Genomic DNA, 22,376 nt, shown 5'->3' on the forward strand with positions numbered 1-22,376 from the left:
GGCTATCCCTGGCAAGCTTCGAGGAAGAGCGAAACATGGCTTATATCAGCAGCGTTGAACGCATAGGCATCCGCAAGGGCCTGGAACAAGGACGCAACGAAGGCATGGCGGGTTTGTTGCGCGTCCTGCTGGAAACACGCTTCGGGCCGCTGTCTGACGCCGACCTGGCGCGCCTGCAACAGGCCGATCCGAACCGGCTGCACCTCTGGGCCCAGCGCCTGCTGGACGCCCAGACGCTGGAACACATCTGGCATTAGGCCTGGCTGACGCCACCGTCGTGTTGATGCGACACCGCTTTCCGGGCTGCGCACAGAGCACATATGCCCGCGCCGCACCGCACCAGGCCGCTCTCCGTGAAAAACCGGTGAAACGCCCGCTTCCGTGCCAGCCGTTCGGGCCTGGCGCCCCTGGGCTTTCCCTAGTTTCCCTTTGACGATCAAACAATTAGCAAGATATAATCGGGAGTTCGACATTCTGTCGTTCCATTTTTACGAGGTTCATCCCATGTACGCGGTCATAAAAACCGGCGGCAAGCAATATCGTGTTGCTGCTGGCGAAAAACTCAAGGTAGAACAGATACCTGCAGACATCGGGCAAGAAATCACCCTGGATCAAGTTCTGTCCGTGGGCGAAGGCGAGTCGCTGAAGGTTGGCACGCCGGTCGTCGCTGGTGCAGTGGTCAAGGCAACGGTTCTTGCGCACGGTCGTCACGACAAGGTCAAGATCTTCAAGCTGCGTCGCCGCAAGCACTACCAGAAGCATCAAGGCCATCGCCAGAACTACACCGAGATCCGCATCGAGACGATCTCCGCCTGAGCCTTGACGGCTCTCCGGTGAGGTCACGTTTCTTGCAAGCAACCCATTCCCGGCGCAGCCAGGCGCTTGCGACGGGAATTTGAATATCAGGAGCCAGACATGGCACAGAAAAAGGGCGGCGGCTCAACTCGCAACGGCCGCGACTCAGAAGCTAAACGACTTGGCGTCAAGGTTTATGGCGGTCAAGCCATCTCCGCCGGCGCCATCATCGTGCGCCAGCGCGGCACCCGCTTCCACCCGGGCGTCAACGTGGGCCTGGGCAAGGATCACACCCTGTTCGCACTGGCCGACGGCGTTGTCCAATTCGGCGTCAAGGGCAAGCTGAACAAGGCTACCGTCTCCATCGTCGCGGCTGAATAAGCCACGCCGCATCGACGGATGCCCGCGCCTGGCGGCCTGAACCGCCGGCGCTTCCCGTGCCAGTCACGGGCCGGGTCCCTGCACAGCGCTAGCCGCTGGCGGGGACTTTGCATTTCTTCTCTGGGAATTTTCCCCACTATCGCCTCTCCAAGGCCCCGCAATCATGAAATTTGTAGATGAAGCGACCATTGAGGTCATCGCCGGTAAAGGCGGCAACGGCGTGGCCAGTTTCCGCCGTGAAAAATTCATCCCCTTCGGCGGCCCCAACGGCGGCGATGGGGGACGCGGCGGCAGCATTTTTGCCGTGGCCGACCGCAATATCAACACGCTGATAGATTACCGCTACAGCCGCCTGCACCGCGCCAAGAACGGCGAGAACGGCCGCGGCTCCGATCAGTATGGCGCCGCCGCGCCGGATATCGTGCTGCGCGTGCCTGTCGGCACCGTGTTCTACGATGCGGATACCGGCGAACAACTCTTCGACCTGGATCACCACGACAAGCGCGTCACGCTGGCCGAAGGCGGCCACGGCGGGCTGGGCAATCTGCACTTCAAATCCAGCGTGAACCGCGCGCCGCGCCAGTTCACCTATGGCAAGGAAGGCGAACAGCGCCGCCTGCGCCTGGAACTGAAAGTGCTGGCTGATGTCGGCCTGCTGGGCCTGCCCAATGCCGGCAAGTCCACTTTCATCACGCGTGTCTCCAATGCGCGCCCGAAAATCGCGGATTATCCTTTCACCACCCTGCACCCCAATCTGGGCGTCGTGCGCACCTCAGAATCGCACAGCTTCGTTGTGGCGGATATTCCCGGCCTGATCGAAGGGGCATCCGAAGGCGCGGGCCTCGGCCACCGCTTTCTGCGTCACCTGGCGCGCACCCGTGTGCTCTTGCATCTGGTGGATGTTTCTTCCCCCGATCCGGATATCGACCCTCTGCCCCAGGCCGTGGCCGACGCCCGCGCCATCGTGGAAGAGCTGCGCCGCTACGACCCCGAACTGTATGCCAAGCCGCGCTGGCTGGTGCTCAACAAGCTGGACATGCATGCCGACCCGGAAGCCCTGCGCGCCGCGTTCGTGCGTGAACTAGGCTGGGAAGGTCCGGTCTATGGCATCTCCGCCCTGACGGGCGACGGCATCCAGCCGCTGCTGTGGGCGCTGCAAGAGTATGTGGATCAGGCCCGCCGCGAAGCGGACGAAGCGCAAGCCCGGGCCGATGGCACTTATGTGGAAACCGACCCGCGCTTTGACGACGCCCGCCAGCTCTCCGATGCGCCGTCGCCTGCCGACGACATCGGCGGCACCGATACGCCCCCGGCCGAGCCGCGATAAGTCATAATCCCTGTCTGCCCCCGGCCTGTGCAAACACGCCGGGGCTTTCCGCCATCTTTCTTTTTACGCTGCTGCGCCGCTGCTCCCATGGCTTCCGCTCCTGTTTCCGTCATCGCCTCCGCCGACCGCCTGGTGGTCAAGGTGGGTTCGTCCCTGGTCACCAATGAAGGCCGCGGCCTGGATCTGACCGCGCTGGGCAATTGGGCCCGCCAGATCGCAGCGCTGCATGCCGATGGCAAGCAGGTCGTGCTGGTCTCCAGCGGCGCCATTGCCGAAGGCCTGGCGCGTCTGGGCTGGCTGCAACGCCCTAAGGTCATGCACGAGCTGCAAGCTGCGGCTGCCGTCGGCCAGATGGGCCTGGCGCAAGCCTATGAAGCGGCCTTCGCCCGCCATGGCCTGCGCACCGCGCAGATCCTGCTGACCCACGAAGACCTCGCCGACCGCACCCGCTACCTGAACGCGCGCTCTACCCTGTTCGAGCTGCTGCGCCTGGGCGTGGTGCCCATCATCAACGAAAACGATACCGTCGTGACCGACGAAATCCGCGTCGGCGACAACGACACGCTGGGCGCCCTGGTCACGCACCTGGTCGATGCCGACGCCCTGATTATCCTGACGGATCAACGCGGCCTCTATTCCGCCGACCCGCGCAAAGACCCTGCTGCCCGCTTCATTTCACACGCCGAAGCGGGTTCGCCCGAATTGGAAGCCATGGCTGGCGGCGCGGGCAGCAATGTCGGCACTGGCGGCATGCTGACCAAGATCCTGGCCGCCAAACGCGCGGCCCACAGCGGCGCCCATACCCTCATTGCGTCGGGCCGAGAAAACGATGTGCTCATCCGCCTGGCCGGCGGCGAATGTATAGGGACTGAGCTGCATGCCAGCGCCCAGTCCCTGTCCTCGCGCAAACAATGGCTGGCAGACCACCTGCGTCTGCGCGGGCGGCTGGTGCTGGATGCAGGCGCGGCCCGCGCTGTCGCCCAAGAGGGCAAAAGCCTGCTGCCTATCGGCGTGGTTCAGGCGCATGGCGAATTCGAACGCGGCGATGCCGTGGCGTGTGTCGATGCGTCCGGCCGGGAGATCGCCCGCGGCCTGGTCAATTACAACGCCTCCGACGCCCGCCGCCTGCTGCGCCAGCCGTCCTCCCGCATTGCTGATATCCTGGGCGAAGAAGCGACCTCGCCAGAACTGATACACCGCGACAACATGGTGCTTGTGAATTAGGCCGGTTGACGCATCACTGCAAAGGCCCCCATGGAACGTCCCGCCGACCTCCCGAACATTCCGCTCAATGACATCGCGCTGTTCGTCGAGGTCGCGCGGCGCAAAAGCTTCACCCGCGCCAGCGAAGCCACCGGCATTCCCACTTCCACGCTTTCACGCCGGATTACCGAGCTGGAAAAGACCCTGGGCCTCAAGCTGCTCAACCGCAGCACGCGCCGCATCGACCTGACCGAAGCCGGCGACCTGTATTACCAGCGCTGCCGCTACCTGATCGACGAAGCCCGCATTGCCCACGAGCAAATCCTGGGCCAGCTCTCACAGCCGCAAGGGCGGCTGCATATTTCCATGCCGATCAGCCTGGGCACCATCCTGCTGCCCGATCTCCTGCCTGCCTTGCAGCAAGCGCACCCGGGCCTGGAGTTCGAGTTCGACATGAATATCGGCCAGGTCGATAGCGTCAGCAATCCTTATGACCTGATTTTGCGCATGGGGCCGCAGCCGGATTCGGATCTGGTGCTGCATCACATTCATTCCATGCCGCACCAGCTCTATGCCTCGGCAGATTACCTGGCTCGCCACGGCTATCCGCGCCACCCCTCCGATCTCAGCCAGCATATCTGCCTGCGGCCCGATCTGGACCCGGAAAAAGCGACATGGCGCCTGTCGCGCGGCGACGAACAGGAACGCGTCACCGTGCATGGCCCGATTGCCGTCAACAATGTCGCCATGCTGCTGCGGCTGGCGGAATGCGGCCTGGGCATCACACGCCTGCCAGTGCTGCTGCTGCCCCACATGAATCTGTCGCAACGTCTTGAAGCCCGGCATCTGGTACGCATCCTGCCCGATTGGGAAATGGATTCGCTGCCGCTTTATGCCTTGCTGCCGTCCCGCGTGCTGCCCGCCAAGACCAAAGCCTTCCTGAGCTTCCTGCAGCAAGCGCTCAATGGGGACGGCCACCCAATCCCTGATAGCCAGCGCCCCGCCCCAGATAAATATTTCCTCTAAGCGCAGACAAAACAACGCCGGCCCTCAGGCCGGCGTATCGTCACTTGCTCGCGCCAGAGCCAGGACAGGGCTTTAGCGGGAATCTTCCTCAAAGGCACAGACGGTATAAAGCGGCGTTCCGGTTTCACCGATGGCTCGCGACCCGCCCAGATCGGGCAAGTCGATAATGCCAGCGGCCTCAACCACATTCGCGCCCATACGCTGCAACAGCTTGATTGCCGCCAGCATCGTGCCGCCCGTGGCGATCAGGTCATCGACCAGCAGCACGCGCTGCCCCGTCTTGACCGCATCGGCATGGATTTCCACGGTCGCATTGCCGTATTCCAGCGAATAATCTTCCGACAAGGTCTCATACGGCAGTTTGCCTTTCTTGCGTACCGGCACAAAACCCAGGTTCAGCTCATAGGCCAGAACACTGCCGACAATAAAGCCGCGCGCGTCCACCCCAGCCACCAGGTCCAGGCGCTGACGCATGTAACGGTACACAAACAGGTCAATCAGAATCCGGAAAGTACGCGGATCCTGCAAGACCGGCGTGATATCCCTGAAGGTCACGCCAGGTTTGGGCCAATTCGGCACACTGCGTATCGTCCGGCGAATTACGGCCTCAAGATCGGTTTGCATGTTGCTATCACAAAAGGAAAAACTAAAGGAAAAACAGAAGACTGCGCCACTATAACCCCCAAGGCATGACATGACTACCGACACGTTCCACATAACAACAATGCCGGCCCGGCACGCCCGCGCCCCAAAATCAAAAACGCCTGCCCCAGTTTGAGGCAGGCGTTTTGCCTGGTTCATGCTCTCACACGTTAAAAACGGCCGCTCTCATTCCGGCAGCGTGTCGGCCTCACGCAAGCGTCAAAGGCCGCAACACCCCATCCCGCAGTTCCAGGACACGGTTCGCTGCGCCTGCGGGAAGCCGCGCATGCGTGACCAGCAGCACCGCCCTGCCGCGCGCTGCGCTGGCCAGATCAGACAAAAAGGCGCGTTCGGCATCGGCATCCAGGCCTTGAGTCGGTTCATCCAGCGCCAGAACCTGCGCGGGCGACAGCAGCGCGCGCGCCAGGCACAGGCGGCGCGCCTGGCCAGCGGACAAAGTACGGCCGGTTTCACCCGTCCAGGTGTCCAGGCCATCCGGCAAAGCGCGCACAAAGTCGCCCAAACGAGCATCATCGAGGGCCTGCCAAAGCCTGGCATCATCCGCCTCAGGAGCCCCGATTTGCAGGTTGCTGCGTATCGTCCCCAAAAACACCGGCTCATGCTGCGACAGCAACGCTACACGCGCATGCACCTCTTCCTGGCGCGCATCACACAAGGGCACGCCGCCAAAACTGACACTACCCTGGCGCGGATCGGCCAGACGCAGCAGCAGATTCAGCAGCGTGGATTTCCCGGCGCCGCTGGCGCCCACGACTGCCACCAGTTCCCCCGGCGACAAGGTCAGATCCAAGCCGCGCAGCACATCGCCGCCACGGTCGTCGCCAGCCTTGCCATAGGCGTAGAACACTTTATCGAACACAACCGCGCCATGCTGCGGCAATTCAATCGGGTGCGCCGGATCGACAATCTGTGGCGGCTCCGCCGTCAAGGCTTCGATACGCCGCGCCGCCGCGGCGGCGGCGCCCAAACGGGAAGCGCCGCGCATGATCGGGCCCACGACCTCGAACACCCCCAGCACAGCCAGGACCAGCCCCGCCAGCACAGGCCCGGTCAGCGTGCCCTCACGCAAAGGCTCGATACCGAAATACAGCACGGCCACCACGCACAGGCCTGCCACTGCCTGCAACACCAGCTGGCCCGCAGAACCAATCGCAGCCTGGCGCTCACGCGCCACGGCCGCTTCCAGGCAACTGGCTGCAAAAGCGCGGCGCGCCTGCCCCGCCGCGTCCAACGCCAGCAGGTCGGCGTGCGCCTGCACGGCTTCCAGCACGCCATCGCGCAAGGCTGCCGACGTCTGCTGCACCACCGCGCCGGGGCGCTTGGCGCTGCGCGCCAGCCAGGCGGGCACCAGCAATGTGGCCATCAAAATCCCGGCCAGCAGCACCAGCGCCGCGGCAGGCACCCAGGCGCCCACCACCGCCACCAGAATACCGCCCACGCACAAAGCCGTCACAATGGGCGCAATGGCGAACAAGTACACCGTATCCAGCGCATCAACGTCACCCGTCATGCGCGCGACCAGGTCACCATCGCGATAACGCGCCAATTGCCCAGGGTCCAGCTTCAGCAGACGGCGGAAAATATTGCCGCGCAAATCCGCCAGCAGCTTCAAGGTGGCATCGTGGCCGGTCAGGCGCTCGCCGTAACGCGCCAGAATGCGGATGAAGGAGAAGCCGCGCACCAGCGCCGAAGGCGCAAACAGATTGAAAGCCGCGCCCGCGCCAGCCAGCGCGGCGCCGGTCAGGAACCAGCCGGAAACACCCAGCAGGCCGACGCCGGCAATCAGCGCAATGATGGTCAACAGCAATGCCACCAGCAGGCCGTCGCGGCGCTGGCGATACATGGGGCTGAGCAAACGCCACAACGACTTCATGAGTGCACCTCCCCGTTCTCAGCGGCGGCCGCTGGCGCTGCGCCCGAGGCCGCGCGCTGGCCAGCCTGGGCCATCTGCGCCAAGGCCGCCGGCAGCACTTCCTGCAAACGGCCATCCGGCTCGAAACGCCAGACACGGTCCAGGCGCCGCGCCACATCAATGTCGTGCGTGGCAAGCAACAGCGTCCGGCCGCGCGCAAATGCCAGAATGGCATCCATCACACGGTCACGCGTGACCGCGTCCAGATGCGCGGTCGGCTCATCAAGCAGAATCAGGCCAGGCTCACGCAGAAACAGGCGCGCCAACGCCACGCGCTGCGCCTGCCCGCCGGACAGCCCATAGCCGCGCTGCCCCAGCCGGGTTTCCAGCCCCTGCGGCAGCTCGGCCAGGAAATCGTCCATACCGGCCTGGGCCGCCGCGGCCATCAATTCGCTATCGCTGGCCTGCGGCGCGGCCAGCCGCAAATTGCCCGCGATACTGTCCTGATGCAAATAGGGATGCTGCCCGATCAAGGCAATACGGCGGCGCAGCGCCGCCGGGTCCCAGCCCGGCAATGCCTGGCCGTCGAGCAGGATATCCCCTGCTGCGGCCGGGCGCAGGCCCGCCAGTGTTTCCAGCAAGGAAGACTTGCCTATGCCGCTATCTCCCATCAGGGCGATGCGCTCGCCAGGGGCGATGGTCAGATCACACGCTTGCAACAGCGGTGCCTCCCGGCCCGGCGCCCGCACCTCTAGCCCCCGTACCGCCAGGCCGGCTACGCCGCGCGCGCCAATCCCGGCCGCCAGCGGCTCGGCATCCAGGCTTTCCGCCTCGGCTGCCAGCGCGGCAGTGACTGCCGGCAGGTTTTCATAGATGGCGGCAATTTCCGCCACAGCTGCCCGCGCCGCTGCGCGGTCATGGTAATGCGCCGCGAACTGGCGCAAGGGGTTATAGACTTCCGGCGCCATCAGCAGACAGAACATGCCTGCCTGCAAGGTCAGGATATCCGCGCGGATCGTCACGAACCCCAGATAGGTCAGGCCGATATACAGCGCGACCCCGGCCACGCCCAGCGCGGCAAAGAACTCCAGCGTGGCCGAAGACAGGAAGGCAATGCGCAGCACCGACATGGTCTTGCCGCGCAGGGTTTCGCTCGCTTCCTGCACCGCATCGGCTTCCGCGCGCGCGCGGCCGTACAGTTTGAGTGTGGACAGGCCACGCAGGCGGTCGGCAAAAAACCCGGACAAACGCGCAAATGCTTCCAGGTGGCGGCGGCTGGCCGCTTCCGCGCCCCAGCCCACCAATGCCATAAAGACAGGAATCAATGGCGCGGTCAGCAGCAACAGCAGCCCGGCCACCACATCCACGGGCAACACCACAATGGCAAACGCCACCGGCAGGAAAGTGCCCGACACCATGGTCGGCAAATAACGGGAGAAAAAGCCGTCGAAGGCTTCTACCTGTTCGACCATGACACTGGCCAGCGTCCCCGATGCCTGTCCGCGTGTCCATTGCAGGCCGCGCGCCAGCATATCGGCGAACAAGGACTGGCGCACCAGAACCTTGATGCGCTCCGCGGCCCGGATACCGGCGCGCTCCCCTACCCAGGTCAGGCAGGCCCGCACAATAATGAGCGCGGCAATGGCGACAATGCCTGGCAGCAGCACATCCTGTCCTGCGCCCTGCACGATTGCTTGGTCCAGCACACTGGCCAGCAACCACGCCTGAAAAACCAACAACGCCCCGGCCAGCAGTGGCGCAGCCACTGCCAGTCCCAGGGCGCCCCGGGCTTGGCGCGCCAAGCCCGAAAGCCAGCGCGATTGCTCGCGCGGCAGCTTCAGCAGTACCGCTGAAGGATCGTGCTCGACGCCCGCCATATTCAGCTACGCTTGACGGCAGGTCCGACGCCGCCGGGATCGGCGCCGTCCAGATCCTTCTGGTGCACTTCGTACCAGAGACCGCAACCCACAGTGAATGCGCATGCCAGCGCCAATCCGAGCAACCAGGTGAGATACCACATGGACAAACTCCTTTAATAGGTATTGGTGGTTTCGGACAGGGTGGCTGCCGACACTTTGCCGCGCATGACCCGGTACACATAGGAGGTATAGGCCAGCACCAGCGGCAGGAAGATGATCGTGGCGATCAGCATGACCCACAGCGTCAGGTGGCTAGACGACGCATCCCAGACCGTCAGGCCGATACCCGGCTGCGCCGACGACGGCAGCAGGAACGGGAACAGCGAGAAACCGACAGTCAGGATGATACCGGCAATACTGGCGCAGGACGACAGGAAAGCCAGCATCGGGCGCCGTGCCACCAGCAGCAGGCTGGCCAGCAAGGCCGCCGCCACGCCAACCACCGGTGCAATCCACATCAGCGGCCAGGTTTCAAAGTTCTGCAGCCAGGCACCTTGCTCCAGCGCGACCGTTTTGCCGGCAGGATTCGACGGGCCATTCGCGCTCAGCGCCGAGGTCACGACATGACCGTCCAGCTGCGCTACCCAGAAACCGCCGGCAACGAACAGTACTGCCACCAGCAGGCCGGTCCAGATGCCCAGCTTGCGGGCCCGCGCCGCCACCGGATCCACGGTGCGCCAGGCCAGCAGCGTGGCACCATGGGTCACGTGCATCATCAGGCTCAACACGCCGCACATCAAGGCGAACGGCGAGAACAGCGCGAAGAAGCTGCCGTGGTACAGGGGCCGCAGGGTACTGGGTTCGATCGCGAACGGCAAGCCCAGGATGACGTTGCCGAAGGCCACGCCGAATACCACCGGCGCCACGACACCCGAGAAGGTCAGCACGCCGTCCCAGGTATTGCGCCACTTGGTGTTTTCGAACTTGCTGCGGTACTTGAACCCGGCAGGACGGGTAATCAGCGCGACCAGCAACAGCATCATGGCCAGATACAGCCCCGAGAACGAGGCGGCATACAGGGCGGGCCAGGCAGCGAAAATCGCGCCGCCGCCCGTGATGAGCCACACCTGGTTGCCTTCCCAGACCGGGCCAACCAGGTTAATCATGATGCGGCGCTCTTCGTCGGTGCGCCCGATCACGGGCAGCAGCGATGCCACCCCGAGGTCGAACCCGTCCATGATGGTGAAGCCGACCAGCAGGATGCCCAGCAGCAGCCACCAGATGACACGAAGAGTGGGATAGTCAAGCAGTATCAGGGAGTTTTCCATTTCCGTGCTCCGGGTTCAATGCTGGACGGCGGGCTTGACGCCCCGTCCTGCGGCCGTGTCAGGCGTGCTGTTGGCGATGGCGGGCGCGTAATAATCCGGGCCCTTGCGGATCGCGTGCAGCATGACCTTGGTGCCAATGATGAACAGCGTCACATACAGCACCAAGTAAATGGCCAGACTGATGGAAAGCTGCGTCACGCTCAGCGCGGAAGCGGCATAGGCGGTCGGCAGAATACCGTCGATCACCCAGGGTTGGCGGCCATACTCAGCCACGAACCAGCCGCATTCGATTGCCACCCAGGGCGTGAAGATATTCCACATCAGGAATTTCAGACGGCCCGGCGTCATGGTGACAACACGGTTCTTCACGCTCAGCCAGAACATGATCGAGAAGAAAATCAGGAAGTAGAAGCCCAGGGCGACCATGATGCGGAAGCCATAGAACAGCGGCCACACATCCGGCAGGGTATCGCGTGCCGCCATGGCAATTTCTTCCGGCGTGGCATTGGCGATATCGTCGCGATACTTCTTCAGCAGCAAGCCGTAGCCCAGATTGCGCCAGTTCTCCGTGAAGTAGGTCTTGGCCTCGGTGTCCTCAGGGTTGTTGCGGACAGCTTCCAGCGCGGAATAGGCCTTGATGCCTTCGGCGACACGGCCTTCGGCGCGGCCGATCAGCTCATGGATGCCAGGCATGACTTCCGTGAACGAGCGCGTGCCGATCAGACCCATGACCCAGGGAATCTGAATGGCGAAGTCATTCTTCATCTCTTCCTGGTTAGGAATGGCGATCACATTGAAGGGGGCCGGCGCAGGTTCGGTTTCCCACATGGCTTCCAGCGCAGCAATCTTCATTTGCTGGTGTTCGCCAATGAGGTAACCGCTTTCATCGCCCAGGGTGATGGAGCCCAGCGACACCAGCATACCGAAGGCCGAACCCACCAGGATGGAACGCTTGGCCAGATCGACGTTGCGGCGGCGCAGCAGATACCAGGCGCTGACCGCGACCAGGAACATGGAACCGGTGATATAGCCGGCAATCACGGTGTGCAGGAACTTGGCCTGCGCCACCGGGTTCATGATGACCTCGACAAAGCTGGTCATTTCCATGCGCATGGTGTCGGGATTGAAAATGGCGCCAACCGGATATTGCATCCAGCCATTGGCCACCAGAATCCACAGCGCCGAGAAGTTCGTGCCCATGGCAACCAGCCAGGTCACGATCAAGTGCGCCCGCTTCGACATGCGGTTCCAGCCGAAGAAGAACAGGCCGATGAAGGTGGCTTCCAGGAAGAATGCCATCAGGCCTTCAATCGCCAGCGGCGCGCCGAAAATATCACCGACGTAATGACTGTAGTAGGACCAGTTCATGCCGAACTGGAACTCCATCACCACCCCGGTACCGACGCCAATGGCAAAGTTGATGCCGAACAGCGTGCCCCAGAACAGGGTCATGCGGCGCCAGATATCCTTGCCAGACACAAAGTAAATCGTTTCCATGACCGCGAGCAGGAACGACAGCCCGAGCGTCAGTGGCACGAAAATGAAGTGGAACAAGGCCGTCGCGGCGAACTGCAGGCGCGACAGACCTACGACGTCGAATTCAAACATGGCCGGCCTCTTCTTGCATGCGGGCCCGGCTACAGGTAGCTGCCGAGGCCCGGGTCCGGGTCGCCTGCGGGGCAGCCGAAATCAAAAGGGTATGCATGATGTCAACTCGCGCGTACTTTTCCACTCAGTTTTCCGGCAAGGCCGAGCACTTTCTGCACCCGGCTTCCCAGACGCATCAGACTCTCTAGTGTTTCCGGCGGCAGCCGGTGGACCTCGTCGAACCAGCCGGTGGACAGTTCGATAAGCTCCAGCATTTCCGTCATGCGTTGTTGCGCATATGCCTCTTTGCCGTCCGCAGGCGGTTCCAGCAAGGCATCGCGCAACAGCGACATGGTCGGATCTATTTCGCGCTTGCGCTTTTCTTCGACCAGAATGCGGAAAATTTCCCAGACATCCTTGGGTGATTCAAAGAAATCGCGCCTGTCTCCTACTTTGTGCACCAGTTTCACCAAGCGCCAGGATTGCAGTTCCTTCAGCCCCATGCTGACGTTGGAACGCGAAAACCCCAGCGCGTCGCCGATGTCATCGGCGCATAGCGGTTCTGGTGCCAGAAACAGCAATGCATATATCTGGCCAACCGTGCGATTGACCCCCCAGCGGCTGCCCATTTCGCCAAAATGAAGAATGAAGCGCTGAATCTGCGGGCTGAGCTCCTGCATGCGGAGGTCCTTTCTTAATTTCTTGTTACATTGATTTCGGTATTTACTGAAATTATCGAACATTCAAACACAGAACGCAAACTTGCGCCTTGACGCATATCAAGCGCCCCTGGCGCCGATGCGTGCCTGCAACATGTCCGGCGCCAGTGTGACTTTTTGTTTTTGCCCGCCGGGACGCAGCATTCCGGCAACAGTCGCATCATAAAAAGCGCCAGGGCCTCTGCCTTTGTCCTAGATCAAACCTTGCCCAAGACGTGGGCTGGCGAGCCCGCGCAAGCGCTCGGTCTGCAGCGGGGCGGCAACACCTTCCTTCGCGATTTCAAGGACCTGCGCCGCAGGCCTCGCGCCTGGCGGCCTGCCCCATCCTCCCAAGCATTCCCGCGCCATGCCCAGGCTAGGCAGCCGTCAACACCTTCAGCGCCGCCAGGCGGCCGGGGATGGCTTTAACTCTGGCGCCGCTGTGAGTAGAATCATCAAATCACTCCACGTCCGCCTCCGTGGCGCGCCGGCCTGCACCAGGCAATACATGATCGAATTCCAGCACGTCTTCAAATCCTACGGACAAAGCGCCAATACTCTGGCCGACGTCAGCTTTCATGTGACGGCCGGTGAATTTGTCTTTGTGTCCGGCCCGTCCGGCGCCGGCAAATCGACTCTGCTCAAACTAGTGGGCGGCCTGGAAGAAGCCAGCCGCGGCCGCAACGTGGTCATCGGCCAGGAGCTGCAATCCTTGCCGGCACGCGCCCGCCCCTATCTGCGCCGGGCCGTCGGCGTCATTCTGCAAGATACGCATCTGCTTTATGACCGCAGCGCTTTCGAAAACGTCATGCTGCCGCTGGCCGTCATGGGCCTGCCGTATGCGCAGGCGGCAGCGCGCGCTCGCGCCGCCATGGAAAAAGTCGGCCTGTCCAACAAGGAAGCGCTCAACCCCATCGCGCTCTCTGGCGGCGAACAGCAGCGCCTGGCCATCGCCCGCGCCATCGTCAACCGCCCGGCCATCCTGATCGCCGACGAGCCCACGGCCAATCTCGACCAGGACAATGCCCGCCGTATCATGAATGTCTTCCGCGATTTCAACCGGGTCGGCGTCACCTTGCTGATTGCCTCCCACGATGAAGCGCTCATGGCGCATTACGCCAGCCGCAAGCTGGTACTGGAAACCGGCGGCCGCTTCCGGGATGCCGGCCGCCTGGGAGCCCAGCCATGAACAGCCTGTTGCGGCAACACCGCTATGCCTTGGGCATTGCCCTGCAACGGCTGATGCGCCAGCCTTTCTCTTCGCTTGCCAATCTGTGCATCATGGCGCTGGCACTTTGCCTGCCCGTCCTGGGCGCCGCCATCCTGGATGCTGCCCGCCCGGTCACGCGCGACTTATCCATCACGCCGGAGCTGACAATCTTCATGAAGGTCGATGCGCCCCGCGAGGCCGGCACGCAGGTGCTGGAGCGCGTGCGCAACGCCCAGGACAGCAGCATTCAATCGGCCAGGCTAGTCACCAAGGAAAATGCGCTGGCCTCGCTGCAACGCACGCCCGGCTGGCGTGAAGCGCTGGCCGTCTTGCCAGACAACCCGCTGCCGGATGCCATTACCGTCACCTTCGCGGCTGGCCCGAATGCCACGGATACTGCCAGCCGCCTGGCCGAACAATGGAAAGCCTGGCCTGATGTTGACCGGGTGCAGCTGGACAGCGCCTGGATGCAACGCCTGGAGGCCCTGGCCAGCACGGCCCGCATCGCCCTGCTCCTGCTGGCCGTGGCCGTCGGGCTGGTTGTCCTGGCGACAGTCTTCAATACAGTCCGCATGCAGGCCTTGACGCAACGCGAGGAAATTGCCGTGGCCCGCCTGGTTGGCGCCACGGAATCATTCGTGCGCAGGCCTTTTCTGTATCAGGGCGCCCTGAGCGGCCTGCTGGCGTCATTGCTGGCGCTGGTATTCGCCGCACTGGCCTTGCGCCCCATGAATAGCGCCCTGACCCGCCTGGCGCAAAGCTACGACACGACGATCAGCCTGCAACTGCCCGCGCTGGCAGACCTGCTGCCTGCCATCATCATTACCGCAGCGCTATGCGCCCTGGCGGCACGCTGGTCCGTCACGCGCCATACCCGCTTTTAACGCTGCGGCCCGGCAGTGGCAGTGGCACGGATAGAGGCGCTCAGCGCCTGTTGTCCGCAAGCAAGCGGATCGCCAGCCCTGCGAGCACCGTGCCCATCAGCCAGCGCTGCGCCGCCAGCCAGCCTGGCCGGCGCGCCAGAAAGACGGCAATACTGCCAGCCGCAAGCGCGACGATTGCATTGATGGTGATGCTGATCGTGAGCTGCGCGCCCCCCAAGACCAGCGACTGGGCCAGAATGCTGCCGTGGCCAGGCTGGATGAATTGCGGCAGCAAAGACAGATACATGACGGCGATCTTCGGATTCAGCAGATTGGTCACGAAACCCATCATAAAAAGCTTGCGCGGCGAATCCTTGGGCAAGGCCGTGACCTGAAATGGCGAGCGCCCGCCAGGCCTCAGGGTTTGCCAGGCCAGATACAGCAGATAGAGAGCACCGGCGACCCGGAGCGCATCGTAGGCATAAGGCACGGCCATCACGAATGCGGTAATCCCAAATGCGGCGCACAGCATGTAAAACACAAAACCCAGCGCCACGCCGCCCAGGGAAATCAGGCCGGCTCCCGGCCCTTGGCAGAGCGAGCGGGAAATCAGATAAATCATATTTGGCCCCGGCGTCAGGGCCATACCCAGGGCGATGGCCGAAAAGGCCAGAAGGTGCGTGATGTCCGGCATAGGGACGTTCCTTTCAGGATCTGTGGAACCTGGCCTGCCGCCCCACTGGCGATAATCTTATACCGATTGAAAGACCGCGCCTATCCCCAGCCGTTGCGCCCGCCCTTCAGACTGAAAACCGCGTGACAGCACGCCACGCGCGACGCTCAACGCGCCACTGACGCCCAGTGCACCCAGCCTTTGCAGCCTTCCGCCCCCCCACGTTTGATACGCGCAGGCACGCTGTTTTCCTCCAGCAAAATCCTATGCAAATCAGAACCGTTTTCAGACACAAATACTAAATGACGCTACGTCACTAACGAGTCATATCGGACACGCATCATGCGGCCTGCGCGGTGTTTTCACTCGCCGCGCTTCTCCACCCGCAAGCCAAGGATGATTGCCGCATGAACGAACTCGACCTCGACGATATCCCGTCCAACCCCTCCCAAGCCCGCTCATTCAATGAGGTAGTCAGTGCCGCCCAAGCCCGCCGCGGCTTCCTGAAGACCGGTCTGGGCATGGGTGCCGTCGGCTTCTTCGGCAGCACCTTGGCCGCCTGCGGCGGCAGCAGCAGCGACGACGACAGCAATCAAGGCGGCGGCGATACCGGCGGCTCGGGCCTGCCCAAACTGGATGCGGAGCAGATCAAGGCCTTCCGCGGCATTCCCCACAATACGGCCGATGCCATCACACTGCCCGAAGGCTATGCCAGCGCCGTCATCACGCGCTGGGGCGACCCCTTGCATGTCTATTCCCCCGTCTTCAAGGGCGACGCCAGCGATGGCGGCACCGCCCAAGCCATGCAGATCGGCTACAACCACGACGGCATGCACTTCTTCCCGATCGACGGCAGCAACAGCACCTCGGGCAGCAGCACGGAAGGCCTGCTGGTCACCAACCACGAATACATCACCCCGCACTTTTTCTTCCCCAAGGGCATCGAACCCGGCAAAGCCGGCTGGAACCTGGATTGGGTACGCAAGTCGCAGCATGCCCAGGGCGCGTCGGTCAAACATATCCGCCTGAATGGCCAGGGCAACTGGGAAATGGTGCTGGATTCCCGCTACAACCGCAGCGTCAATGCCACGACGCTCATGCAGCTGGTCGGCCCTGCTGCCGGCAACCGCCTGGCAAAAACCAATGCCGACCCGGAAGGCCGCTATGCCTATGGCACTTATGGCAACTGCGGCAACGGCCACACCTTCTGGAATACCTATCTGACCTGTGAAGAGAACTTCACGGATTACTTTGGCGTCGGCACCAAAGACGCCAATGCCGTCGATTACGTCGATGCCGAACAAAAAGCGCACCTGCAACGCTACAAGGGCAGCGGCAAAACCTCCAGCAGCTCCTACAAATGGGATACGCATGATGCCCGCTTTGACTGGAGCGAAGAACCCAACGAAGCCAACCGCTTCGGCTGGATTGTCGAGATCAACCCCTTTGACCCCGCCTCGGCCCCAAAAAAACTGACGGCGCTGGGCCGCTTCAAGCATGAAAATGCCGCCATCACCCTGGCCGACGATAAGCGTGTCGTTGTTTATATGGGCGATGACCAGGCCAGCGAATACATCTACAAATTCATCTCCAGCGGCAAATACGACCCCGCCACCCCTGCGCTGAACCACCAGTTGCTGCACGAAGGCACACTGCATGTCGCCATCTTCGACAACGGCGATGCCAGCGGTGACTTCGCAGGCGTGGGCCGCTGGGTGCCGCTGACGCTGGATACCCCGACGCTGGACGGCAAGCGCCTGGGAGATCTGTTCAATAACGATATGGGCGAGCTGCTGATCAAGACGCGCCAGGCTGCCGATGCCGTGGGCGCCACGCCCATGGACCGCCCGGAATGGGTGGCCGTGCATCCCGAGACCCGCGAAGCCTACGTCACCCTGACCAACAACAGCTCACGCGGCAACGGCAAAGAGCGCTACCCCGGCGGCCCCCTGCACCCCGAAACCAACGACGCCAATCCGCGCAATGCCAATCAATATGGCCAGATCGTGCGCTGGCGCGAAACAGGCGGCGACCCCGCCAAGCTGACTTTCGAATGGGATATTTTCGTGCTGGCAGGCAACCCCAACGTCTATCCGGAAGGGGATCTACGCGCCGGTTCAGCCAATATCACCAAAGACAATACCTTCAATAGTCCTGACGGCCTGGCCTTCGACCCGCGCGGCCTGTTGTGGATTCAGACCGACGGCAGCTACGACAACAGCGGCGACTATGCCGGCCAAGGCAATAACCAGATGCTGGTGGCCGACCCGGTATCCAAGGAAATCCGCCGTTTTATGGTCGGCCCCAAGGGATGCGAGGTCACCGGCGTCACCTGGACGCCCGATATGAAGTATCTGTTCATCAATATCCAGCACCCTGGCGAAGGCGCCGGTGTCGCCGAATCGCAAGCCGCCCCGACCGCCATTTCCAGCTGGCCCGAAGGCGCCAAAGCGGCGCGCCCGCGTCCCGCAACGGTGGTGATCTGGCGCAAGGACGGCGGCCTGGTGGGCACCTTCCCCGAAGCACAGACCCCGGCCTAATTGCCGTTTGCCGGGCTGGCGGCAGTTTCCCGCCAGCCCGGGCCGGTGCGATAATCCAGGGCATGGATATCGCCCCCCGTATCATTGAATGGCAAGCCAGGGCCGGCCGTCACGGCCTGCCCTGGCAACAGACCCGCGACCCTTACCGGGTCTGGCTGTCCGAAATCATGCTGCAGCAAACCCAGGTCAGTACCGTCCTGGGCTATTACGCGCGCTTTCTCTCCCGCTTCCCCGATATCGCCGCCCTGGCTGCCGCCAGCCAGGAAGAGGTCATGCCCTATTGGGCCGGGCTAGGCTATTACGCCCGCGCGCGCAATCTGCACCGCTGCGCCCAGACCATCGCGGCCGACTGGCAAGGAGAATTCCCCCGCGACCCGGCAGATATCGAAACCCTGTCCGGCATTGGCCGTTCAACTGCCGCAGCGATTGCCGCCTTTTCCTGGGACCGCCGCGCGGCGATTCTCGACGGCAATGTCAAACGCGTCTTCACCCGCTATTTCGGTATTGAAGGCGACCCCTCCAAACGGGAAATCGAAAAACGGCTGTGGGACCTTGCCGATGCCGCCCTGCCTGGCACCGGCGAATATGATGCGGGCATGCCTGCCTACACCCAGGGGCTAATGGATCTGGGCGCCACAGTTTGCACGCGCGGCATGCCGGCCTGTACCCGCTGCCCGCTGGCACAGGGCTGTTCGGCCCTGGCCACGGAGCGCCAGCTGGAACTCCCCACGCCCAAGGCGCGCAAAGCCATCCCGGAAAAAACCACAGCCATGCTGGTCATTCAGGCAGCCGGACAAGTTCTGCTGCAACAACGGCCACAGAAAGGCATTTGGGGAGGGCTGTGGAGCCTGCCCGAATTCAGTCACGCGCAAGCGCCTGTCCATGCCCTGCAAGCCCTATGCGGCGCCGTACCGGCCAGCTTCAGCACACTGGCGCCGTTTGCGCATGTGTTCACGCATTACCGGCTGCTGGCCCAGCCCTGTCTGGCCGAGCTGGCGGCCCCCTGTCCGCCGCCAGCGGACTGCCGCTGGTTCGATACCCGCACGCTGGACCAAGTGGCCTTGCCCCGGCCCGTAGAAAAGCTGCTGCTGGGCCTGTATGGCGATACCCCCAGCCTGCTGCCGGCCTGACGCCCTGCCCTTACTGCTCGCCGGGCCTCTGGTCTTATTCCCTGGGCGGGCGATAGCGTGCAATGCTCATCATGATGCCGCACGCCACGCCCAAGGTCACCAGCGCCGTGCCGCCATAACTCATGAAGGGCAAAGGCACGCCCACCACCGGCAGAATACCAGTCACCATCCCGATATTGACGAAGACATAGGCGCAGAACATCATGGCCAGCGCCCCCGCCATCAGGCGTCCGAAATGCGTGGCCGCGCCGCTGGCGATAATCAGGCAACGGGCAATCAGCAAGCCATACAGCACCAGCAGCAGAATGCCGCCATACATGCCGAATTCCTCGGCATAGACCGCAAACACAAAGTCTGTCGTGCGCTCCGGGATGAAATCCAGGTGCGTCTGCGTCCCTTGCATATAGCCTTTGCCGTACAAGCCGCCAGACCCGACCGCCACCATGGACTGGATCGTATGGAACCCCCGGCCCAAGGGGTCCGAACCTGGGTTCAGCAAGGTGCATACCCGGTGCTTCTGGTAATCATGCAGCACCACCCAATCCACTTCCGGTTCGCACAAATAAGGCTCGTTATAGATCAGGGCGCCTAGCGCCAGCACGGCGATGATCAATACCGGCGCCAGCAGCTTGAACGACAGGCCGGCAAAGTAAATAGCGCAAAAACCCGCGGCGAACACCAGCAAGGCGGTGCCCAGATCCGGCTGTTTGACGATCAGCAGGAAGGGCACCAGCAGCAGCACGCCAGCCAGCAGCATGTCGCGCAGGCGCAAGACGCCATCCCCCCGGTGAAAGTGCCAGGCCAGCATGAGCGGCACGGCAATTTTCATCATTTCTGAAGGCTGCACCCGGATGACCCCGAGATTCAGCCAGCGCTTCGCGCCCAGGCTGGTTTCGCCGATCAATTCCACAGCCAGCAACAGCACCACGCCAATAATGTAAGTCGGTACGGCAAAGCGCATCAGCTGGGGCGGCGGCACCATCGCCACCACCCACATGGCGCAGAACGCAATCAGGAAGTTGCGGGCCTGGTCGGCAAAACGCCAATCCGTGCTGCCAACGGCAGAGTGCATGACAACCAGGCCGAGCGCGGCCATCATGCACAGAATCATCAGCAACGGCCAATCCAGCACGCTGAACATATAGCGGATACCAGCTAGGATACGCTTCATCCCCGGCTCCTCGATCCGTTCGCGCGGGCCTTGGGCGGCGGCGCGCCTGCTGCCTCTTCGCTGCCAGCCGCAGCCGGCGCGGCGCCAGCCTCTTCGGCCGCCTGCGCGGCAGCCTTGCTTTCCTGCGCGGGGCGTTCCACGAGCCAATAATCCAGCACTTTGCGGGCGATGGGCGCCGCCGAGCGGCCGCCCCACCCGCCGTTTTCTACCAGAACAGCCACCGCGATGGTTGGCTTGTCCGCCGGCGCAAAAGCGATGAACACCCCGTGGTCGCGCAGCCGCTCATCTATCGCTTCCGCCCGATACTTGGTGCCGCGCAAACTGAAGACCTGCGCGGTCCCCGTCTTGCCTCCGGCGCGGTACGCCGCATTGGCAAACGCGGCGCGCGGCGTGCCGGAACGCACCGTTTCCACCATGGCGCGGCGGATCAAGTCCACATTTTCCTGTTTCAAGTTCAGCACATGATCCGGCTTGCTGGGCAATTGGGCCACCACGCCGGTCGCGGCATTCTGCAAGGCCTGCACCAGACGCGGCGTCATATACCGGCCGCCATTGGCCAGCACCGCCGTCGCCTGCGCCAGTTGCAGCAAGGTAAAGGAGTTGTAGCCCTGTCCCACGGCAATGGAAATCGTCTCACCGGCATACCAGCGCTGCTGCGCGGGTTCACGATAGGCGCGCTGCTTCCATTCCCGGGAAGGCAAGACGCCCGCTTTTTCACCATCCAGGTCTATGCCCGTCAAACGGCCGAACCCGAAAGGCAGCATGAAGTCATGCAGCGCATCGACGCCGATTTCCGGCCCCAGCGAATAGAAATAGGTATCCGAGGAGACAATCAGAGCCCGTGTCATGTCTATCGTGCCATAGGCGGCGGAACCGGCATTTCGGAAGCGCTGGCCGCCGAACTCGTAATAGCCGGGGTCATAAATGCGATCGGTGGCTTTGCGCTTGCCCAGTTCCAATGCCGCCAAAGCCACAAAGGGCTTATAGGTGGAGCCGATAGGATACGTCCCGAACAGCGGCCGGTTGATCAGGGGCCGGTCGGGCGATTCATTAAGGCGGCGCCAGTTGGCCACATCAATCCCGTCGATGAACAGATTCGGATCGAAAGAGGGCTGCGAGACGAACGCCAGCACATCCCCTGTTTCCGGCTCGATGGCAACCAGGGCGCCGCGCCGTCCGTCAAAGGCTTCCTCGGCGATCTTCTGCAAATGAATGTCCAGGGACAGATACAGGTTCTGGCCCGGCTCAGGCATGGTCCGGCGCAATACCCGCACCGGCCGGCCGCGCGAGGTCACTTCCACTTCCTCTATGCCGGTGCGGCCGTGCAGGGATTCTTCCCAGGTTTTTTCCAGGCCTTTTTTACCGATCACTTCCGTGCCGCGGTAATTGCCCAATTGGCCGCGCTCTTCCAGCCGGGTGAAGTCCTGCTCGGACAGGCGGCCGACATAGCCCAGCACATGGGCAGCCACTTCGCCGTAGGGATATTCGCGCACCCAGCGCGCCTTGATTTCCACGCCTGGGAAACGGAAAGCCTGTGCCGCGAACCAGGCAGCTTCGGTATCGCTGAGGTTGTTGCGCAGCATGATGCTGGTATAACGCCCGCTTTCATTGACCCGGCGCTTAAAACGGCGCTTTTCTGCGTCGTCGATCTCCAGCACCTGGTCAAGCTCTTCCAGCATGGTGTCGATATCGCCAGCGTGCGCCGGCACCACTTCCAGGGTATAGCTGCGGTAATTGCGCGCCAGGACCTCGCCATTGCGGTCACGGATCTCGCCGCGCCGGGGCGTAATCGGCGCAATTGAAATGCGGTTGCTTTCCGCCCGCGCCGACAGGTTGTCGTAGCGCACGACCTGCAAATAATAGAAACGCCAGACCAGAATGCCGAACAGCACCAGGATGAAAGCCCCGGCCACCAGCACACGCAGGCCAAAACGCTCTTTCAGCTGTTTGGATGTGTGTTTGAATTCAAACATAACGCACCAAGGCCTCCGGCAGCCCGGCAATACCTGCCCGCCGCCATACGCAAGCCCCCCGCTCCGTCCGGGACCGCGGGACGGCCTTGCCGCCCTC

Annotated in this window: 19 protein-coding genes and 1 pseudogene; 10 read left to right on the forward strand and 10 right to left on the reverse strand. The window is 62.8% G+C overall.

What is annotated here, in order from left to right; translation table 11 throughout:
- The 6 genes and pseudogenes from ACTJGZ_RS09780 to ACTJGZ_RS09805 form a co-directional block, all read left to right on the forward strand.
- Positions 1-257, forward strand: a pseudogene (locus ACTJGZ_RS09780) (hypothetical protein); the annotation flags it as partial.
- 247 nt (positions 258-504) lie between these two features.
- Positions 505-816 carry a 50S ribosomal protein L21 gene (gene rplU / locus ACTJGZ_RS09785; RefSeq protein ID WP_068367227.1) on the forward strand — a complete coding sequence of 104 codons (312 nt, stop codon included), beginning with the start codon at positions 505-507 and terminating at the stop codon, positions 814-816.
- 99 nt (positions 817-915) lie between these two features.
- The gene (gene rpmA / locus ACTJGZ_RS09790) at positions 916-1,176 is read left to right on the forward strand and encodes a 50S ribosomal protein L27 (RefSeq protein ID WP_253595153.1); all 261 of its coding nucleotides are present in this window, start codon (positions 916-918) and stop codon (positions 1,174-1,176) included.
- 163 nt (positions 1,177-1,339) lie between these two features.
- The gene (gene obgE, locus ACTJGZ_RS09795) at positions 1,340-2,503 is read left to right on the forward strand and encodes a GTPase ObgE (RefSeq protein ID WP_441662739.1); all 1,164 of its coding nucleotides are present in this window, start codon (positions 1,340-1,342) and stop codon (positions 2,501-2,503) included.
- An 87-nt stretch (positions 2,504-2,590) separates the two neighbouring features.
- Positions 2,591-3,727 carry a glutamate 5-kinase gene (gene proB / locus ACTJGZ_RS09800; protein WP_441662740.1) on the forward strand — a complete coding sequence of 379 codons (1,137 nt, stop codon included), beginning with the start codon at positions 2,591-2,593 and terminating at the stop codon, positions 3,725-3,727.
- Between the two features lie 30 nt (positions 3,728-3,757).
- Positions 3,758-4,732: a LysR substrate-binding domain-containing protein gene (locus tag ACTJGZ_RS09805; RefSeq protein ID WP_441662741.1), complete on the forward strand. Its 975-nt coding sequence runs from the start codon at positions 3,758-3,760 to the stop codon at positions 4,730-4,732.
- Between the two features lie 72 nt (positions 4,733-4,804).
- Here the strand turns inward: ACTJGZ_RS09805 and ACTJGZ_RS09810 are convergent, their stop codons facing one another.
- The 7 genes from ACTJGZ_RS09810 to ACTJGZ_RS09840 form a co-directional block, all read right to left on the reverse strand.
- The gene (locus ACTJGZ_RS09810) at positions 4,805-5,356 is read right to left on the reverse strand and encodes an adenine phosphoribosyltransferase (protein WP_441662742.1); all 552 of its coding nucleotides are present in this window, start codon (positions 5,354-5,356) and stop codon (positions 4,805-4,807) included.
- A 226-nt stretch (positions 5,357-5,582) separates the two neighbouring features.
- On the reverse strand, positions 5,583-7,268 hold the full coding sequence (gene cydC / locus ACTJGZ_RS09815) for a thiol reductant ABC exporter subunit CydC (RefSeq protein WP_441662743.1): 1,686 nt from the start codon (positions 7,266-7,268) through the stop codon (positions 5,583-5,585).
- Positions 7,265-9,124 (reverse strand): thiol reductant ABC exporter subunit CydD, encoded by a 1,860-nt coding sequence (cydD, locus tag ACTJGZ_RS09820; RefSeq protein WP_441662744.1) that lies wholly within the window; start codon positions 9,122-9,124, stop codon positions 7,265-7,267. Before cydD ends, cydC begins: the two co-directional genes overlap by 4 nt.
- A gap of 2 nt (positions 9,125-9,126) precedes the next feature.
- Complete coding sequence (cydX, locus tag ACTJGZ_RS09825) at positions 9,127-9,267, reverse strand: cytochrome bd-I oxidase subunit CydX (RefSeq protein ID WP_068367239.1); 141 nt, start codon at positions 9,265-9,267, stop codon at positions 9,127-9,129.
- Between the two features lie 12 nt (positions 9,268-9,279).
- A complete protein-coding gene (gene cydB, locus ACTJGZ_RS09830; protein ID WP_441662745.1) occupies positions 9,280-10,434 on the reverse strand; it encodes a cytochrome d ubiquinol oxidase subunit II in 1,155 nt (384 codons plus the stop codon).
- Between the two features lie 15 nt (positions 10,435-10,449).
- Positions 10,450-12,042 (reverse strand): cytochrome ubiquinol oxidase subunit I, encoded by a 1,593-nt coding sequence (locus ACTJGZ_RS09835; protein WP_441662746.1) that lies wholly within the window; start codon positions 12,040-12,042, stop codon positions 10,450-10,452.
- Between the two features lie 101 nt (positions 12,043-12,143).
- Entirely contained in the window at positions 12,144-12,701 is a 558-nt protein-coding gene (locus ACTJGZ_RS09840; RefSeq protein ID WP_441662758.1) for a GbsR/MarR family transcriptional regulator, read from the reverse strand.
- A 526-nt stretch (positions 12,702-13,227) separates the two neighbouring features.
- Here ACTJGZ_RS09840 and ACTJGZ_RS09845 point away from each other — a divergent pair.
- Positions 13,228-13,908 (forward strand): cell division ATP-binding protein FtsE, encoded by a 681-nt coding sequence (locus ACTJGZ_RS09845; RefSeq protein WP_441662747.1) that lies wholly within the window; start codon positions 13,228-13,230, stop codon positions 13,906-13,908.
- Positions 13,905-14,813, forward strand: coding sequence for a cell division protein FtsX (locus ACTJGZ_RS09850; RefSeq protein ID WP_441662748.1), 909 nt, complete (start codon positions 13,905-13,907; stop codon positions 14,811-14,813). The genes ACTJGZ_RS09845 and ACTJGZ_RS09850 overlap by 4 nt, the downstream gene beginning before the upstream one ends.
- A gap of 40 nt (positions 14,814-14,853) precedes the next feature.
- Here ACTJGZ_RS09850 and ACTJGZ_RS09855 read toward each other — a convergent pair whose 3' ends face one another.
- Positions 14,854-15,486, reverse strand: coding sequence for a LysE family translocator (locus tag ACTJGZ_RS09855; RefSeq protein WP_441662749.1), 633 nt, complete (start codon positions 15,484-15,486; stop codon positions 14,854-14,856).
- Between the two features lie 386 nt (positions 15,487-15,872).
- Between ACTJGZ_RS09855 and ACTJGZ_RS09860 the strand changes: the two genes are divergently transcribed.
- Together ACTJGZ_RS09860 and mutY are read left to right on the forward strand one after the other, a co-directional pair.
- A complete protein-coding gene (locus ACTJGZ_RS09860; RefSeq protein WP_441662750.1) occupies positions 15,873-18,005 on the forward strand; it encodes a PhoX family protein in 2,133 nt (710 codons plus the stop codon).
- 62 nt (positions 18,006-18,067) lie between these two features.
- A complete protein-coding gene (gene mutY / locus ACTJGZ_RS09865) occupies positions 18,068-19,135 on the forward strand; it encodes an A/G-specific adenine glycosylase (RefSeq protein ID WP_441662751.1) in 1,068 nt (355 codons plus the stop codon).
- 34 nt (positions 19,136-19,169) lie between these two features.
- Here mutY and rodA read toward each other — a convergent pair whose 3' ends face one another.
- Both rodA and mrdA read right to left on the reverse strand, forming a co-directional pair.
- The gene (rodA, locus tag ACTJGZ_RS09870; protein WP_441662752.1) at positions 19,170-20,306 is read right to left on the reverse strand and encodes a rod shape-determining protein RodA; all 1,137 of its coding nucleotides are present in this window, start codon (positions 20,304-20,306) and stop codon (positions 19,170-19,172) included.
- Positions 20,303-22,279 (reverse strand): penicillin-binding protein 2, encoded by a 1,977-nt coding sequence (mrdA, locus tag ACTJGZ_RS09875; RefSeq protein ID WP_441662753.1) that lies wholly within the window; start codon positions 22,277-22,279, stop codon positions 20,303-20,305. Before mrdA ends, rodA begins: the two co-directional genes overlap by 4 nt.
- Positions 22,280-22,376: the final 97 nt, after the last annotated feature.

It is taken from the genome of Kerstersia sp. (genome assembly GCF_052103615.1).
Classification (GTDB): Bacteria; Pseudomonadota; Gammaproteobacteria; order Burkholderiales; family Burkholderiaceae_B; genus Kerstersia.

Excerpts from the sequence above, each read along its gene's own strand:
- mutY (WP_441662751.1), top strand. The coding sequence starts at position 18,068 with ATGGATATCGCCCCCCGTATCATTGAATGGCAAGCCAGGGCCGGCCGT.
- ACTJGZ_RS09805 (WP_441662741.1), top strand. The coding sequence starts at position 3,758 with ATGGAACGTCCCGCCGACCTCCCGAACATTCCGCTCAATGACATCGCG.
- ACTJGZ_RS09810 (WP_441662742.1), bottom strand. The coding sequence starts at position 5,356 with ATGCAAACCGATCTTGAGGCCGTAATTCGCCGGACGATACGCAGTGTG.
- cydB (WP_441662745.1), bottom strand. The coding sequence starts at position 10,434 with ATGGAAAACTCCCTGATACTGCTTGACTATCCCACTCTTCGTGTCATC.
- rodA (WP_441662752.1), bottom strand. The coding sequence starts at position 20,306 with ATGAAGCGTATCCTAGCTGGTATCCGCTATATGTTCAGCGTGCTGGAT.
- mrdA (WP_441662753.1), bottom strand. The coding sequence starts at position 22,279 with ATGTTTGAATTCAAACACACATCCAAACAGCTGAAAGAGCGTTTTGGC.
- rpmA (WP_253595153.1), top strand. The coding sequence starts at position 916 with ATGGCACAGAAAAAGGGCGGCGGCTCAACTCGCAACGGCCGCGACTCA.
- cydD (WP_441662744.1), bottom strand. The coding sequence starts at position 9,124 with ATGGCGGGCGTCGAGCACGATCCTTCAGCGGTACTGCTGAAGCTGCCG.
- cydX (WP_068367239.1), bottom strand. The coding sequence starts at position 9,267 with ATGTGGTATCTCACCTGGTTGCTCGGATTGGCGCTGGCATGCGCATTC.
- rplU (WP_068367227.1), top strand. The coding sequence starts at position 505 with ATGTACGCGGTCATAAAAACCGGCGGCAAGCAATATCGTGTTGCTGCT.
- ACTJGZ_RS09860 (WP_441662750.1), top strand. The coding sequence starts at position 15,873 with ATGAACGAACTCGACCTCGACGATATCCCGTCCAACCCCTCCCAAGCC.
- ACTJGZ_RS09850 (WP_441662748.1), top strand. The coding sequence starts at position 13,905 with ATGAACAGCCTGTTGCGGCAACACCGCTATGCCTTGGGCATTGCCCTG.
- obgE (WP_441662739.1), top strand. The coding sequence starts at position 1,340 with ATGAAATTTGTAGATGAAGCGACCATTGAGGTCATCGCCGGTAAAGGC.
- ACTJGZ_RS09835 (WP_441662746.1), bottom strand. The coding sequence starts at position 12,042 with ATGTTTGAATTCGACGTCGTAGGTCTGTCGCGCCTGCAGTTCGCCGCG.
- cydC (WP_441662743.1), bottom strand. The coding sequence starts at position 7,268 with ATGAAGTCGTTGTGGCGTTTGCTCAGCCCCATGTATCGCCAGCGCCGC.
- ACTJGZ_RS09840 (WP_441662758.1), bottom strand. The coding sequence starts at position 12,701 with ATGCAGGAGCTCAGCCCGCAGATTCAGCGCTTCATTCTTCATTTTGGC.
- proB (WP_441662740.1), top strand. The coding sequence starts at position 2,591 with ATGGCTTCCGCTCCTGTTTCCGTCATCGCCTCCGCCGACCGCCTGGTG.
- ACTJGZ_RS09845 (WP_441662747.1), top strand. The coding sequence starts at position 13,228 with ATGATCGAATTCCAGCACGTCTTCAAATCCTACGGACAAAGCGCCAAT.
- ACTJGZ_RS09855 (WP_441662749.1), bottom strand. The coding sequence starts at position 15,486 with ATGCCGGACATCACGCACCTTCTGGCCTTTTCGGCCATCGCCCTGGGT.